This is a genomic window from Pseudomonas sp. GW460-LB5 (genome assembly GCF_059423245.1).
The window spans coordinates 197451-211845 of sequence record NZ_JBWKXT010000002.1 but is presented as its reverse complement, the minus strand read 5'-3'; the positions used below and the strand labels follow the sequence as shown (position 1 = coordinate 211845).

The 14395-nt window shown below is 62.4% G+C and carries 13 protein-coding genes and 1 pseudogene; 7 read left to right on the top strand and 7 right to left on the bottom strand.

Features of this window, described 5'->3' with window-relative positions; genetic code table 11:
* Positions 1 to 81: 81 nt before the first annotated feature.
* From AC07XM_RS03000 to AC07XM_RS02975, 6 genes and pseudogenes are all read left to right on the top strand, one after another.
* Entirely contained in the window at positions 82 to 471 is a 390-nt protein-coding gene (locus AC07XM_RS03000) for a hypothetical protein (RefSeq protein ID WP_102688860.1), read from the top strand.
* A gap of 382 nt (positions 472 to 853) precedes the next feature.
* A complete protein-coding gene (locus AC07XM_RS02995) occupies positions 854 to 1381 on the top strand; it encodes a (2Fe-2S)-binding protein (protein ID WP_102688859.1) in 528 nt (175 codons plus the stop codon).
* Positions 1378 to 2379 (top strand): FAD binding domain-containing protein, encoded by a 1002-nt coding sequence (locus tag AC07XM_RS02990; protein ID WP_016486242.1) that lies wholly within the window; start codon positions 1378 to 1380, stop codon positions 2377 to 2379. Before AC07XM_RS02995 ends, AC07XM_RS02990 begins: the two co-directional genes overlap by 4 nt.
* Complete coding sequence (locus AC07XM_RS02985) at positions 2376 to 4574, top strand: xanthine dehydrogenase family protein molybdopterin-binding subunit (RefSeq protein ID WP_102688858.1); 2199 nt, start codon at positions 2376 to 2378, stop codon at positions 4572 to 4574. The genes AC07XM_RS02990 and AC07XM_RS02985 overlap by 4 nt, the downstream gene beginning before the upstream one ends.
* A 64-nt stretch (positions 4575 to 4638) precedes the next feature.
* A pseudogene (locus AC07XM_RS02980) lies at positions 4639 to 4875 on the top strand (DUF72 domain-containing protein); the annotation flags it as partial.
* A 203-nt stretch (positions 4876 to 5078) separates the two neighbouring features.
* Complete coding sequence (locus AC07XM_RS02975) at positions 5079 to 6428, top strand: SDR family oxidoreductase (protein WP_102688857.1); 1350 nt, start codon at positions 5079 to 5081, stop codon at positions 6426 to 6428.
* Positions 6429 to 6457: 29 nt separating this feature from the next.
* Here AC07XM_RS02975 and AC07XM_RS02970 read toward each other — a convergent pair whose 3' ends face one another.
* The 7 genes from AC07XM_RS02970 to AC07XM_RS02940 all read right to left on the bottom strand — a co-directional run bounded on the left by AC07XM_RS02970 (position 6458) and on the right by AC07XM_RS02940 (position 13532).
* Entirely contained in the window at positions 6458 to 7801 is a 1344-nt protein-coding gene (locus tag AC07XM_RS02970; RefSeq protein WP_102688856.1) for a cation:proton antiporter, read from the bottom strand.
* 300 nt (positions 7802 to 8101) lie between these two features.
* Positions 8102 to 10048: a PAS domain-containing hybrid sensor histidine kinase/response regulator gene (locus tag AC07XM_RS02965; RefSeq protein ID WP_023047031.1), complete on the bottom strand. Its 1947-nt coding sequence runs from the start codon at positions 10046 to 10048 to the stop codon at positions 8102 to 8104.
* A complete protein-coding gene (locus AC07XM_RS02960) occupies positions 10038 to 10913 on the bottom strand; it encodes a sensor histidine kinase (RefSeq protein ID WP_016486236.1) in 876 nt (291 codons plus the stop codon). Before AC07XM_RS02960 ends, AC07XM_RS02965 begins: the two co-directional genes overlap by 11 nt.
* Entirely contained in the window at positions 10906 to 11922 is a 1017-nt protein-coding gene (locus tag AC07XM_RS02955; protein WP_102688855.1) for an ATP-binding protein, read from the bottom strand. The genes AC07XM_RS02960 and AC07XM_RS02955 overlap by 8 nt, the downstream gene beginning before the upstream one ends.
* Complete coding sequence (locus tag AC07XM_RS02950; RefSeq protein ID WP_016486234.1) at positions 11913 to 12317, bottom strand: anti-sigma regulatory factor; 405 nt, start codon at positions 12315 to 12317, stop codon at positions 11913 to 11915. Before AC07XM_RS02950 ends, AC07XM_RS02955 begins: the two co-directional genes overlap by 10 nt.
* Positions 12314 to 12676 carry an STAS domain-containing protein gene (locus AC07XM_RS02945; RefSeq protein WP_016486233.1) on the bottom strand — a complete coding sequence of 121 codons (363 nt, stop codon included), beginning with the start codon at positions 12674 to 12676 and terminating at the stop codon, positions 12314 to 12316. The genes AC07XM_RS02950 and AC07XM_RS02945 overlap by 4 nt, the downstream gene beginning before the upstream one ends.
* 4 nt (positions 12677 to 12680) lie before the next feature.
* Positions 12681 to 13532: an STAS domain-containing protein gene (locus AC07XM_RS02940; RefSeq protein WP_016486232.1), complete on the bottom strand. Its 852-nt coding sequence runs from the start codon at positions 13530 to 13532 to the stop codon at positions 12681 to 12683.
* Between the two features lie 272 nt (positions 13533 to 13804).
* On the opposite strand from AC07XM_RS02940, the gene AC07XM_RS02935 reads away from it, so the two are divergent.
* Positions 13805 to 14344, top strand: a complete 540-nt coding sequence (locus tag AC07XM_RS02935) for a type 1 glutamine amidotransferase domain-containing protein (RefSeq protein WP_024717794.1) — start codon at positions 13805 to 13807, stop codon at positions 14342 to 14344.
* Positions 14345 to 14395 lie beyond the last annotated feature (51 nt).

Below are 14395 nucleotides of genomic sequence, written 5' to 3'. Positions count from 1 at the left end.
TTCCGTTCGTCAGTACCGACGCACAATTGGCTGCACGCGCAGGACGAAGAAGAAGTGACCAACGCAAAGAGGTGATTGCGCATGAACATCATCAAGCCCCATTCATTGCTGCTCGCCCTGTGCCTCGGTGCCAGCACACCGTTGGTGTTGGCAGCCACCGACATGAACGACCAACGCGCCCCTGGGGCGCAGACACAGGACAACGGCCCGTTGGATGGCACTGGCTCCGGCACGCCTGGGGATGGCATGGGAACCGGGTCTGGCGGTACGGGTACCAATGGCACCGACAATACCGGGGGTGACGGCACCGACAACGGCTCGGGCACGGGCACAGGCGCCGGTAACGGTACGGGTGGCGCCGCAGGGAGCGGCACTGGCCCGGGCGCCGGCAGCGGAGGCTCGGGCGGTTCCGGTTCCGGCGCTGGCGCTGGCGCTGGCGCTGGCGGTAGTGGCGGTGGTTCAGGCGGTTGACCCAACCCATCCAAGTCTGCGTGCGAGCAGCTCAAACTCCGAAAGCTAGCGAGCGCCCTGTGGGTGCGGGCATGCCCGCCCTCATAGAACAACGTATTGAGTTGGCTTCAACTTGTGGGAGCGGGCTTGCCCCGCGAACACCGGCAAAGCCGGTGCCATACACAGCGTTGCCTGCTTCGCGGGACAAGCCCGCTCCCACACCAGCCATTGTTCTCTGCGTGACAGCGCAGCCCACAGGGATGAGTAGCCTCCCACAGGGACTGCGCAAGCTTCGAGACAAGGCACGGGCGGTTTTTGGCCAGTTCGGCTGAACGTTTGCACAGCCGGCCCGGTCGCACCACAGAGATGCAGTCAAGTGCAAGACCGACCGTGAGGACCTCCCATGAGCGCAACAGCCCCCGAGGGTGTCGTAGAACACCCCATCCACCTGACCCTGAATGGTCAGCCTCGATCACTGCAGGTGCAGCCCTGGACCACATTGCTCGACCTGCTGCGTGAGCAGCTAGACCTGATAGGCACCAAAAAGGGCTGCGACCATGGCCAGTGCGGGGCCTGCACCGTGTTGCGCGACGGCAAACGTATCAACGCCTGCCTCACGCTGGCCATCATGTGCGACGGGGCCGAACTGGTGACCATCGAAGGGCTGGCCAGCGACGGTGAACTTCACCCACTGCAGCGCGCCTTCATTCGCCATGATGCGTTCCAATGCGGCTATTGCACACCAGGGCAGATCTGCTCCGCAGTCGGTCTTGTACACGAAGGGCATGCCGACTCCCGTGAGGCCATTCGCGAGCAGATGAGCGGTAACCTCTGCCGCTGTGGTGCCTACGGCAACATTGTCGCCGCAGTAGAGGAAGCCATGCTGTTGATGAAGGACGTGCCCCGGCAGCAAGGCAGGACGACCCCATGACGCCATTCAGTTACCACAAGCCCGCATCAGTCAGCGAAGCCATCAACCTGGCAGATGCCAGCTCGCGCTTCATTGCCGGCGGTACCAACCTCGTCGACCTGATGAAGGAAAACGTGGTCCGCCCCAACCGCCTGATCGACATCTCCGGCCTTGGGCTGAACGGCATTCGGGCCACCTCCGACGGCGGCGTGCTGATCGGTGCGTTGGTGAGCAATGCCGACCTCGCCTGGGACCCGATCATCCAACAGCATTATCCGCTGCTGTCCGAAGCCATTCTGGCCGGGGCATCGCCTCAGTTGCGGAACATGGCCAGCACCGGCGGCAACCTGCTGCAACGCACCCGTTGTTACTACTTCTACGACACCGGCACACCCTGCAACAAGCGCGAACCGGGCAGCGGCTGCCCCGCGCGTACGGGCTTGAACCGTATCCATGCGATTCTCGGCGCCAGCGATGCCTGCGTCGCCACCCACCCCTCGGACATGTGCGTGGCGTTGGCGGCGCTCGAAGCGGTAGTACATGTACAGGGGCCTGCCGCTGAACGCCAGATACCCTTCGCGGCCTTCCACCGCCTGCCCGGCGATGCCCCGGAGCGCGACAATCAACTGGCAACTGATGAACTGGTGGTCGCCATCGAGTTGCCGCCCCCTGCATTCGAACAGCATTACCGTTATCTGAAGATCCGCGACCGCGCCTCCTATGCGTTCGCGCTGGTGTCCGTCGCCGCGGCCTTGAACCTTGATGGCGGCGTGATCCAGCAGGCTCGACTGGCGCTAGGTGGCGTTGCCCACAAGCCTTGGCGGGACACGGCGGTAGAAGGGATGCTGGCCGGCCAGGCGCCTTCGCAAGCGCTTTTCACCCAGGCCGCGCACACCGTGCTGCAAGGGGCCCAACCCCTGAGCCACAACGGTTTCAAGGTAGCACTCGCGCAGCGTGCAATCGTTCGGGCATTGAGCGAGGCAGTGCTCGGTGCCTCAGCCAGAGGGGCAAGACCATGATCGACACCACACCCATTGTCGGCACGCCCCTGGACCGCGTGGACGGCGTCGCCAAGGTCACCGGGCAGGCGCGCTACGCAGGTGAATACCCTCAAGCCGGGCTGCTACACGGCAGCGTCGTGTGCAGTACTATCGCCCGTGGTCGAGTGCTCGCCATCGACAGTACACAGGCAATGCGCGTGCCCGGGGTCATCGCTGTGCTCGACCATGGCCATCGGCCGCACATTTCCAGTTATGACGACGATTACAGTGACGCCGACTCGGCCGAGGGGTCGCCGTTTCGCCCCTTGTTCAACGACCGCGTGCTTTATAGCGGCCAACCGTTGGCCCTGGTGGTCGCCCAAACCCTCGAACTGGCGCGGTACGCAGGTTCGCTGATCAGAATCGACTATGCCGAGCAGGCCCACCAGACAGACCTGGGTGCTACCCGGCAGTCGCATGAGGCCCCCGCCGAAACACCGGCACCACGTGGCGATTTTGCCGGGCAGTTTGCCGCCGCCCCGGTGCGGGTAGATGCCACCTACCTGACGGCCAACGAGCATCACAACCCGATGGAGCCGCATGCTTCCACCGTGCACTACAAGGCCGACGGCAGCCTCGAAATCCACGACAAGACCCAAGGCACGCAAAATTGCCAGGACTACCTGCACAAAGTGTTTGGCCTGCCCAAGGCCAACATACGCGTGCACGCGGCGTTCGTGGGTGGCGCCTTCGGCTCGGGCTTGCGCCCGCAGTACCAGTTACCGCTGGCCGTGATGGCGGCGCTGCATTTACAACGTTCGGTGCGCGTCACACTGACCCGCCAGCAGATGTTCACCTTCGGCTACCGGCCCCGTACCGAGCAGCGCCTGCGCCTGGGTGCGGACGCAGGCGGGCGGTTGCTGGCGATCGCCCACGATGCGCTGGGCCAGACATCACGCTTCGAGGACTTTACCGAACACCTGGTCGAATGGAGCGGCATGCTCTACCAGTGTGACAACGTTGCGCTCAGCTATCACTTGGCGCCGCTCGATGTCTTTACCCCACTGGACATGCGCGCCCCCGGGGCCGCGTCAGGCATGATCGCCCTCGAATGCGCCATGGATGAGCTCGCCTGTGCAGCGCAGATCGACCCGCTCGACCTGCGCCGGCGCAACTTCGCCGCTAACAATGGCAACGAGGGCAAGCCCTACTCCAGCAAGGAGCTGCTGGCGTGCTACCAGCAAGGTGCCGAGCGTTTCGGCTGGCATAACCGCGACCCGCAACCGCGCAGCATGCGCAATGGCCACCAGCTGATCGGCTGGGGAATGGCTGGCGGCGTCTGGGAGGCCCTGCAAATGAAGGCCAGCGCCAAGGCGCACATCGATGCCCAAGGGCGCCTGACCGTCAGCAGCGCCACCACCGATATCGGTACCGGCACCTACACCGTCATGACCCAGATAGCAGCGGATGCGGTGGGCGCCAGGGTTCAGGATGTCACCTTCCTGCTGGGGGACTCCTCCCTGCCGACAGCACCGCTACAGGGTGGCTCTTTCACCGTGTCGTCGGTGGGCTCGGCCGTGCGCCAGGCCTGCCTGGTGCTGCGCAGCAAGCTGCTGGAACATGCGCGCAAGTCGTACCCTGAAGTGGCCAGCACCCCGACAGAGCAGATTGTCTTCGCCGATGGCTACCTGCATGCGGGCAACCATCGCCTGGCCCTGGCCGAGATCGCCGCCAGCACCCCGGGGCGAAATGTTGAAGCGCAGATAGAAGCCGAGCCAGGTGCCAAACGCCAACCCTTCTCCACCGCCACACATTCGGCGGTTTTTGTGGAGGTGCATGTTGACGAAGACCTTGGCACGATCAAGGTCACCCGTGTGGTCAGCGCCGTGGCAGCCGGACGGGTAGTCAACCCGAAAACCGCGCGTAGCCAGATTCTGGGGGGCGTGGTGTGGGGCGTGGGCATGGCCCTGCACGAAGAAGCATTGACCGATCACCAGTTGGGCCGCATCGTCAACCACAACCTGGCGGAGTATCACATTCCGGTGAACGCCGACAGCGGCGATATCGAGGTGATTTTCGTTGAAGAGAACGATGACATCGTCAACGAGCTGGGCTCCAAGGGGGTGGGCGAGATCGGCGTGGTCGGGGTGGCAGCAGCAGTGGCGAACGCTGTCTACCATGCCACTGGCAAGCGTGTGAGAGCGTTTCCGATCACCCTCGACAAGGTGCTGTAAACGGGCAGCTCAGCGCCTTTGCAAGCAGGCCTCGGTAACCAGCGCGTCGCCCGGGGCCGCTGCGATTGCGGTGTTTCATTTTCCCCGGCAGGGGGCTCATTTGCAGCGTTACGCGGCGCGCTTGAACGCGGTAGAAATCAACTCCTCGTTTTACCGTGCTCATCGATCGCAAACTCATGCCCGGTGGGCCGCGTCGGTGCCTGAGCACTTTCGTTTTTCCGTCAAGTTACCCAACGCCATCACCCATGAGCACCGCTTGCAAGGCTGTGCGGGCCTGCTCGAGCCGTTTCTCGATGAGTGCGGGCATCGCTTGGTCCTCACTCTCTTGGTCGAGGCTCGGGTACCGCGACAGGTTCACGCGCAGCACACCGGCGGTCACCTTGCGCCACTGAAGCCCTCGACCTGAACTTTACAGCGCCCCACGCATTCCCCTGCTTACTCGATGCCTTTGTCCACAACGAAGGTTGAACGCTAGCTGACACACTTCAAAAGGGGTTCTGCACCATGATTGATCAAGCGACAGGCATGAAACCAGGCGAACGCTACTGCGTGGAGAACATCGAACGCGCCCATCAATTTCCCGGTTTCTTTCAGGACGGCAAATATTACCTGGGCCCGGAACTGCTGACTGCAGTCGGCTGGCTCGAAGGGACCAGATTCATCTATGACAGCCTGGATGCAGAGGGCGAGCCCGTGTACGCGGACAGGGTAGCGGGCACTGTCGAGGGCTTGAAACTGGTGCTGGTCGACGGCACCGCCCTTGAGCTCTCGATGATAGAAGCCAGCGCCACCCTTGCGCCTGCGCCTGAGGACCTCACGCCAGCCCAGGCTGCCGAGCCTGCCCCACCGGCCGCCGCTGTATCAACACAAGGCCCGTTGCGCGGCAAGGTCGTGGTCATCACTGGCGCTTCAAGTGGCATAGGCAGGGCCGCTGCGCATGCCTTTGCCTGCAAAGGCGCTCGGCTGGTGCTTGCTGCGCGAGATGAGGAAGCGTTGTTCGATGTGCTGGACGAGTGCACTGATTGCGGTACGGACGCCGTAGCAATCGCTACCGATGTCAGCCGCAGCGATCAGGTGCAGGCGCTGGCAGCGCAGGCTGCCGAATTTGGCAATGGGCGAATCGATATCTGGGTCAATAACGCTGGCGTCGGCGCGGTCGGCAATTTTGAGGACACGCCACTGGAGGCGCACGAGCAAGTCATCCAAACCGACCTGATCGGTTACCTTCGTGGCGCCTACGTCGCCCTTCCCTATTTCAAGGCGCAGCGCAGCGGCATCCTGATCAACACGTTGTCACTCGGAAGCTGGATCGCGCAACCCTATGCAGCGGCCTATTCGGCGAGCAAATTCGGCCTGCGTGGCCTGACCGACGCCCTGCGCGGAGAACTGACGGCGTTCCCCGACATTCATGTCTGCGATATCTATCCTGCGGTCATGGACACCCCTGGTTTCAGGGATGGTGGCAACTACACTGGCCACACGCTGACGCCCCCCGGGCCAGTCTATGACCCGGAGTGGGTGGCCAAGGCCATGGTGGCTTGCGCCATCTCCCCGCGCGCGCGCACTACGGTCGGGGCAACCGCTCGCCTTGCACACTTGGCCAGCTACCTCGTGCCGGGGCTACCGCTGCTTTCAGGATGGCTGACCCGTTGGGGCTTGAGCCGTAGCCCAAGCGCCGCAACATCACCGGGGAACCTGTTTGAACCACCGAGTGACCGGCGCAGTGTGGACGGTGGCTGGAGAGCCCGAAAAGACAAGACACTGGTGTTGGTGAGCGCCGCCGTGCTCGGCGCCATTGCCGGGTTTGCGATCACTCACTTGCAGCGCCAGCGCCGCCGAAGCGTTGACCGCTGAGCATCGAAGACAAAGGGCTTGAAGCGCCCTCATGACGTCCGCTGCTTCCACGCTTCGTATCGGGCAAGCAGCGGCTGAACGCTCAACCCATGCAGCAGTATGCTCAACGCCACCACTGACAACACCAGGTTGGTGCTCTGGGCCGCATGACCAGGAGGCAGCTCGTGGTTAAGGGCGTAGAAGAGGTAGTAAAAACTCCCGATACCCCGGATGCCAAACCATCCAAGCAGCCCACGTTCTCGAATACCCAGCATCCCCCGAATCGGAAACAGCAAAATGCTCAAGGGACGAATCACCAGAAACAGTGCTCCGCCGACCAGCAATGCCCGCCAGTCCCAATGCTCCATCAACACCACCCCGAGCAAGGTCACGAGAAAAACCTCCATTGCCCGCTCGATCAAGCTGCCGAAGGCCAGCATGTCCCCGAGCATGATCCCTGCTGCAACCTGGGAATCGTCCAGCCCGCGAACATCACCTTTGACGGCCTGTTCCGGCGCCACATGCTGGTGGCCCACTACCGGCTGCACCAGATGTTCGGCAGCCGGCTGCCCAGGGCTGCTGGAGGTACTGGCCTCCGCCTGGCGCAAGCCCAGCCCAGCGGCGAATACCGCGAGAAACCCATAGGCCTGGATCGTTTCGGCAAACACATAGGCCAGCGCGATCAGTGCCAAGGCCAGGTAATCGTTGGGCGATACAGTGCTGTCGTCGTTGCGCAGGCGCAGGAACAGAGTGAGTTTGCCCAGCCCGCGCCCCATCCAGTAGCCAAGCAGCAGACCCGCACTCACTGCCCAGAGCATGTCCTTGATCAACCAGTCGCCGAGCCAGGCATGCCCGCTGTTCTGTTGCAACAACAGCCCAAGGATGACGAAGGGAAAGGCCACTCCGTCGTTCAGGCCAGCCTCACCGGACAAGCTGAAGCGCACAGGATCATCGTCCTGGGCATCAGCCACCTGCACCAGTGTTGCAAGCACGGGATCTGTGGGTGCAAGAATTGCCCCGATCAGTACTGCAATACCCCATTCAAGGTCCAGGCCGTAGTGCAATAGCAGCGTGACGCCACCTATGCAGAGCATCATCACAGGCCCCGCCAGGTAAAACGCGCTCCCCCATCGGCGGTCGTGCAAGGGCAAGCGCAGTTTCAAGCCGCTGAAGAACAGCGAAAACAACACCGCCACCTCGGTCAGGTGCTCCATCCATCCCTTGGAACCGCTGACATCCAGGTGGAGAAGACCCAACCCGGACGCTCCCAGGCCGATGCCCAAGACCAGACAAACCACCGAGGAAGTCACCGGAATCCAGCGTAAATAGGAGGAAGAGAGCGCCAGCAGCAGCAAGACTGCGCCCAGCATGGCGAACCAGACGATGAAGGTCATCTGCGCAGCAGCCTTGGTAAAGTGCTCGATGATGGTTTGACGTTCAGTGGCGACGGGTCGTTCAGCTGCGATAACCGATTCCCTGTAAACAACCTGTGGAAGCGGGCTTGCGCCCGAAGCAGGCTGCGCGGTGGTTGGCACGGGCTACGCCCGTGTTCGCGGGGCAAGCCCGCTCCCACATGGACCGCATTGCGTGCAACTCATGCGCCGTACCTGTGGGAGCGGGCTTGCCCCGCGAACCCCGGCGCAGCCGGGGCCATATTGACCGGCCTTATGCAGGCAGTTGCTGCAAAGTGCACCTCATGTCGCATGACCCAGTGCCCGGCGTATCTTGACGAGCAGCTCGCTGATCTGGAACGGCTTGATCAGCAGGTCCATCCCGCTGCCCAGGAACGCCTGGCGGTCCAGAGCGGTTTCCGCGTAGCCCGTCATGAACAGTACCGGCAGCCCTGGCCGGTAGATCCGCGCCATATCGGCCAGCTCGCGGCCGCTTATGCCTGGCAGGCCAACGTCGGTCAGCAACAACTGAATGCCGCTATCTCCACGCAGATGATCGAGTGCCTGCTCGATGGTTTGGGCCAGGATGCAACGATATCCTGCATCGGTCAGTACTTCTGCCACTGACAGGCGCACCGACGCCATGTCCTCGACCACCAGCACATATTCACCGGCCCCTTGCTGGTCGACTTGCGGCCTGTGCGCCTCGCAAGCCTCCTGCTCGTCGCTGGCAGGCAACATCAGGGTGACTTCGGTGCCCACCCCCGGCGCGCTGTGGATCGACACGTGCCCGCCCGACTGGCGGGCAAAACCGTAGATGGTCGATAGCCCAAGACCGGTACCTTGTCCTACCGGCTTGGTAGTAAAAAATGGATCGAAGACCTTTTCCAGCAGCTCCGGCGCGATACCACAGCCATCATCGCGCACCGTCACCGCCACGTAAGGGCCATCGCGCAGGTTGGGGTCGCCGAGTGAGAAGGTCGCCGCCGTATTCACCCAGATATGCCCGCCCTTGGCCAAGGCGTCGCGGGCGTTGATCACCAGGTTGAGTACCGCGCTCTCCAGCTGGATCGGGTCGACCAGCGCGGTGGTGGGCTCGCGTGACAGCTGCAGTTGCAGCACGATTCGCTCACCAATGGTGCGATTGATCAGTTCCTCCAGTGAACGAACCCGCTCGTTGATGTCCACTGGCCGCGTGTCCAGAGGTTGCTGCCGTGCGAAGGCGAGCAGACGGTGAGTCAGCGAGGCGGCGCTCATGGCAGAAGTCAAGGCCGCGTCGGCGTAGGCAGGGACCTTTTCGGTCCGGTTCTCTGCTACCCGTTTGCGGATCAGCTCCAGGCTGGTGATGATGCCGGTCAACAGGTTGTTGAAGTCATGGGCAATACCGCCTGTCAGGCTGCCCAGCGCATCCATCTTCTGCAGCTGCAACAGTTGCGCCTCGGTCTGCTCACGCTGGGCCGTCTCTCGCGCCAACTGGGTGTTGGCATCCTCCAGCCGCGCCAGATGCGAGCGCTCGCGGTGGCGATGCTCGGTGACGTCCTCGACAAACACCAGGCACAATCCCGGCTTCCGGTAGGGCGATAGCTGCCATTCGGTATCCCGGGGCATGCCGCCCACGTGCATGGCTAACGTGCCACGCCAGCGCTGCCCCGCAAGCAGGTGCTGACGCAAATCGGCGATGGCGGTCTGCTGGTCATCGGCGAAGCATTCCTGCAACGCATCGGGGTTGCGATTATCCTGGATCAACTGCTCGAAGGCATGGTTGCATTCATGCACCTTCAGCCCTGCATCAACCACGGCGATCGGGGCTGACACATTGGTGAAGATTTCCCGAAAACGGGCCTCGCTTTCCCGCAAGGCCCGTTCGGTGTCCCTCACCCGTAGCAGGGTGCCGAGGGTGGCCACCAGCACATCAGCGTCCACAGGGTGGACCAGATAAGCGTCCGCGCCTGCATCGAGCCCGGTAATGATGTCACCCCTCTGGATCGACGCTGCCGATACATGGATCACCGGCAGCAAGGCCGTTTCCGGCCTGGCACGCAGCAGCCGGACGATGTCGAAGCCGCTCATGTCCGGCAGGTTGACATCCAGGATCAGCGCATCGAACTGCCCGCTGCCGATCAACGCCAGCCCCTCGCCACCGGTGCCTGCCTCCGTCACCGTGTACCCATGCAGTGCCAGGCGGCGGCGCAGCGCATAGCGTGTGGTAACGTTGTCGTCGACGATCAGCAGGCGGATGTCAGCGTTCATCAGCGCTCTCCGGGGCCAGCGCCATCGGCAGGATGACAAAAAAACACGACCCGCTGCCAGGCGTGCTTTCCACCCCTACCTTGCCGCCCAGCAGCGCGGCAAAACGCTTGCACAGCGACAGCCCCAGCCCAGTGCCGCGCAAGCGCTTCTGCAGCGGCGAATCGACCTGGGCAAAGTCTTCGAACAAGCTGCCGAGCAGCTCAGGGGCGATACCGATACCTGTATCGCTCACGGCAAAACGGACCTGGTCAGTACCCAGAAGTTGCGCCGACACGCGTACTTCGCCGCGGGTGGTGAACTTCAAGGCGTTGGAGATGAAGTTGCGAAGGATCTGCGCCAGCTTCTTGTCATCCGTGTACATCTTCGGCAGGCCCTGGGGCTCTTCGAAGATCAAATCCACCGCGCCGGTGTCGACGATCGGGCGGAACATGCCGCGCAAGGCCGCGAACAGGTCGAGCATATCGAACCAGGCCGGCGATATGGTGATGCGGCCGGCCTCGATCTTGGCAAGGTCCAGCAGGTCGTCGACCATGTCGCCCAGCTCACGCGTTGCGGTATTGATAAACGCCACCTGCAACTGCTGCTCCTTGCTCAACGGCCCGTCCACCTCGTCGGCGAGCAGGCTGGTGATGCTCAGGATCGAACCCAGCGGCGTGCGGAACTCGTGGCTCATGTAGGACAGAAAGCGGCTTTTCAGGTCCGACGCCTGGCGCAGCTGCTCAGCCTGGCTGTCCAGCTCGGCATACAGTGCCAGCACCCCTTGGTTGGTGTCCTCCAGTTCAGCGCACAACGCCTGGTTTTCGGCCTGCAAGCGGGCGATCAGGTCGGCCTGCTCGACGCTGTTGTTCGATGAGGGTTCAGCCATGCACAGTCTCCAGGTCGATGACCAACACCGTCACATCATCCCGCCCACGGCAGAAATCGCGATGCAATACGGCAGCGATGACCGCCGGGTGGCGGTGAACAAGCCCGGGGTAGGTTTGCAGATTCCAACGGGACTGCAGGCCGTCACTGAACATGATCAACAGATTTCCTTTCACGTGAGCGTAGTCGAACACCTGGCCCTTGCGGTATTGCCCGCCGACGATGCCCGGGTGTGAGGCAAGGCCGCGAGGCCGGTCTGTACCGACGAGGGTTGCGCCGATATTGCCAATACCGATAAACGACAGACGGTCACCCGCGCCGTCGTACTGGGCAATGGCAGCCGCACCGCCACGGGTTCCGGCCATGGCATGGTGCATTTCGCCAAGCACGTGCTCCGGCGCGCTGAATGGCGCCAAAGCAAAAGCCTGGATACCCGCCTTGGCCGCACGCTCGGCCTCTTCGCCATGGCCGAGGCCATCGATCATCACGGCGCTGAAACGCTGCTCGGCAAGCGTCACGTGCCAACTGTCTCCGCAGGCGGGGTCATCGTGCAGCGAATGCTGGGACACGCCGATGCGTATATCCCCGGCCGTATGCTCTTGCCGGTAAATACGCGCGAGTACCACAGCGCCTTTCGCGTCGGCGTGCACGTCAAACACTTGTGCCAGCCGGCTGACCGCCCCTAGCCCGATGCCCTGGGTACCGCCGGTGGAATAACCATCAGCCAGGCAACTGGCCAGGTCGAACCCCTGGGCACGGTCCACCGCCACCAGCTCCATACCCGGGGGGGCGCCATGCGCAAGCACGCGAAGGTGCAGTTCGCCACGCTCGGCGTGCTTGAGCACATTGCTGGCAAGCTCGGTGGCAACAATAGCTGCCCGGCCAGCGTCGGCGGCAGAGAAACCCAGCTGCTCGGCCAGCTTCTGGACCACACGCCGGGCATGGCCGACCTGGCTGGCCTCATCAATGTGCAGCACCTGCGTCAAACTCGCTGCCAGGTTCAGGCCCATCGGGTGATCGTTACCCGGGTGCCTTGCCCGGGAGTGGTGTCCAGATCAAATTCGTCTACCAGCCGGCGAGCGCCGGTCAAGCCCAGGCCAAGCCCGCCACCCGACGTCCAGCCATCGGTGAGGGCCAGTTTGACATCGGCGATGCCCGGCCCCTCGTCACGAAACAACAGGCGCAGGCCTACGCGCCCGGCTTCTTCGATGACCGCCCAGTCCATATCCCCGCCCCCCCCGTATACCACGGTGTTGCGTGCCAGCTCACTGACAGCCGTGACCAGTTTGGTCAGGTCGACCAGCCGCATGCCGCAGTCGGTGGCGAGCTTGCGGGTCAGTTGCCGGGCCAGTACCACGTCCTGCTCCACGCGCACCGGCTGGCTGCCACTCTGGCGGATGCTCATGAGTGGCCTACCCGCTGCCGCAACAGATGCATGCCGCGGTCGACATTCAATGCCGTGCTTACCCCGGGCAAGGTCAGGCCAAGCTCCACGAGGGTGATGGCCACCGCAGGTTGCATGCCGACCAGCACGGTCTCGGCATCCATTATCCGCGAAAGGCCAGAAATACTGGCGATCATGCGGCCAATGAACGAATCGACCATATCCAGCGCGGAAATATCGATCAGCACGCCGCGGGCCGAAGTATGGTCTAAACGCTCAGTAAGATCGTCCTGCAGGCGCAGCGCCAGTTGGTCGTGCATGTCGACCTGGATGGTTACCAGCAGGAATTCACCCATTTGCAGAATGGGAATACGCTCCATCGCCTCACACCTTCTCGCCAGTACTGGTACCCAGACGCGAAAGCGCCAGCTTCAAGGCGTCAGCAAGGTTGGACTTGGTAGTCAGCGTGCCCAGATCGAGGCCCAGGTGCACGATAGTCTGGGCGATCTGGGGACGAATACCGCTGATGATGCAATCGGCGCCCATCAGGCGGATAGCCGTTACCGTCTTGAGCAGGTGTTGCGCGACCAAGGTGTCGACTGTAGGCACCCCGGTAATGTCGATGATGGCAATCTCGGAGCCGGTATCAACAATGCGTTGCAGCAGCGACTCCATCACTGTCTGGCTGCGTTGCGAATCCAGTGTGCCGATCAACGGCAGTGCCAGTACACCCTCCCAGAGTTTGACCACCGGGGTGGAAAGCTCGAGCAACTCTTCCTGCTGGCGCTTGATGACGCCTTCGCGGTTTTTCTGATAGGTGCGGATGGTGTGCAGGCCAAATGCATCGAACAGCTGGGAGATTTCCCACAGTTGTTCAGCCAACAGCGCAGGGTGCTCTGCGTAATGGGCTTGCAACAGTCTGAATAGCGGCCCCTTGAGGGCGAAAATGAAATAGGCCGTTTGGTGCGACTCCTGCCCCACCTGGGCACGGCTGGCAGAGAGTTTTTCGAGGAAACGTCGGGCCTCCTCCCAACCTTCTGCGCCAATGTGCGTACCCGCCTCTTTGCGCAGCCCGTCGATCACCAACTGCAGGAAGTCACGGGTTTCCTGGCGCAAGTCATGTTCACGAATGTTGCGCGTCGCGCCGTTGGCCTCCAGGGCGCTGAGCCACTCCGCCAACAACTGCCCCTGACCACCGACAATTGCTTCCAACGTGCTGTTCTGCAGTGCTGCCATATGCGCTTCGCTCCTGAAAAATGCCTGGCCGGCTGAACGACGTTCGTACCGGCGTTGAAAATGACATCTACCGGTGAAAATAGTTGTGCGGCCGGTCAATAATTTCATTGCGCCATCTTTTGTGACGCTAACTGTAGCCAATTTAGCAGGGGGCGTTGCTACCTCATGCAGCTTGCTCGTCATGGCTGGATGACCCGCCGAGCATCTAGCAGGAACTTTGCTCGCTGTTTGTGGGCCCTTATGGAAGGCCTATCAGTACGAGGAAACATATGATGAGTGCACAACTTAACGGCAAGCGCGTGGCCTTTCTGGTCACCGATGGCTTCGAGCAGGTAGAACTGACCGGCCCGCGTGAGGCGCTGCAAAACAGTGGCGCGGTGGTGGATATCCTGGGCGAAAAGGAAGGCACCGTACGGGGCTGGAACCATGACAAACCCGCCGACGAATTCAATGTGGATGCTACCTTCGACAGCGCGCAGCTTGACCTCTACGACGCCCTGGTGCTGCCCGGCGGCGTGCAGAACTCCGACACGATTCGCCTGATCCCCGGCGCGCAAAAGCTGGTAAAAAGCCATGATGCGGCGGGCAAGCCGCTGGCCGTCATCTGTCACGGCGCGTGGCTGTTGGTGTCGAGCGGGTTGGCCAAAGGCAAGCGAATGACCAGCTACAAGACCTTGCAGGACGATATTCGCAATGCCGGCGGCACGTGGGTGGACGAACAGGTGGTCGTGGATGGCAACCTGATCACCAGCCGCCAGCCGGATGATATTCCTGCCTTCAATGAACAATTGATCAAGGCGCTGGCAGGCTGAGTCTGATCATCGTCAGCCCGTCTCCTGGTCGCACCGGTTGCCGACCAGGAG

Excerpts from the sequence above, each read along its gene's own strand:
- AC07XM_RS02975 (WP_102688857.1), top strand. The coding sequence starts at position 5,079 with ATGATTGATCAAGCGACAGGCATGAAACCAGGCGAACGCTACTGCGTG.
- AC07XM_RS03000 (WP_102688860.1), top strand. The coding sequence starts at position 82 with ATGAACATCATCAAGCCCCATTCATTGCTGCTCGCCCTGTGCCTCGGT.
- AC07XM_RS02995 (WP_102688859.1), top strand. The coding sequence starts at position 854 with ATGAGCGCAACAGCCCCCGAGGGTGTCGTAGAACACCCCATCCACCTG.
- AC07XM_RS02935 (WP_024717794.1), top strand. The coding sequence starts at position 13,805 with ATGAGTGCACAACTTAACGGCAAGCGCGTGGCCTTTCTGGTCACCGAT.
- AC07XM_RS02960 (WP_016486236.1), bottom strand. The coding sequence starts at position 10,913 with ATGGCTGAACCCTCATCGAACAACAGCGTCGAGCAGGCCGACCTGATC.
- AC07XM_RS02955 (WP_102688855.1), bottom strand. The coding sequence starts at position 11,922 with ATGGGCCTGAACCTGGCAGCGAGTTTGACGCAGGTGCTGCACATTGAT.
- AC07XM_RS02945 (WP_016486233.1), bottom strand. The coding sequence starts at position 12,676 with ATGGAGCGTATTCCCATTCTGCAAATGGGTGAATTCCTGCTGGTAACC.
- AC07XM_RS02950 (WP_016486234.1), bottom strand. The coding sequence starts at position 12,317 with ATGAGCATCCGCCAGAGTGGCAGCCAGCCGGTGCGCGTGGAGCAGGAC.
- AC07XM_RS02990 (WP_016486242.1), top strand. The coding sequence starts at position 1,378 with ATGACGCCATTCAGTTACCACAAGCCCGCATCAGTCAGCGAAGCCATC.
- AC07XM_RS02970 (WP_102688856.1), bottom strand. The coding sequence starts at position 7,801 with ATGACCTTCATCGTCTGGTTCGCCATGCTGGGCGCAGTCTTGCTGCTG.
- AC07XM_RS02985 (WP_102688858.1), top strand. The coding sequence starts at position 2,376 with ATGATCGACACCACACCCATTGTCGGCACGCCCCTGGACCGCGTGGAC.
- AC07XM_RS02940 (WP_016486232.1), bottom strand. The coding sequence starts at position 13,532 with ATGGCAGCACTGCAGAACAGCACGTTGGAAGCAATTGTCGGTGGTCAG.
- AC07XM_RS02965 (WP_023047031.1), bottom strand. The coding sequence starts at position 10,048 with ATGAACGCTGACATCCGCCTGCTGATCGTCGACGACAACGTTACCACA.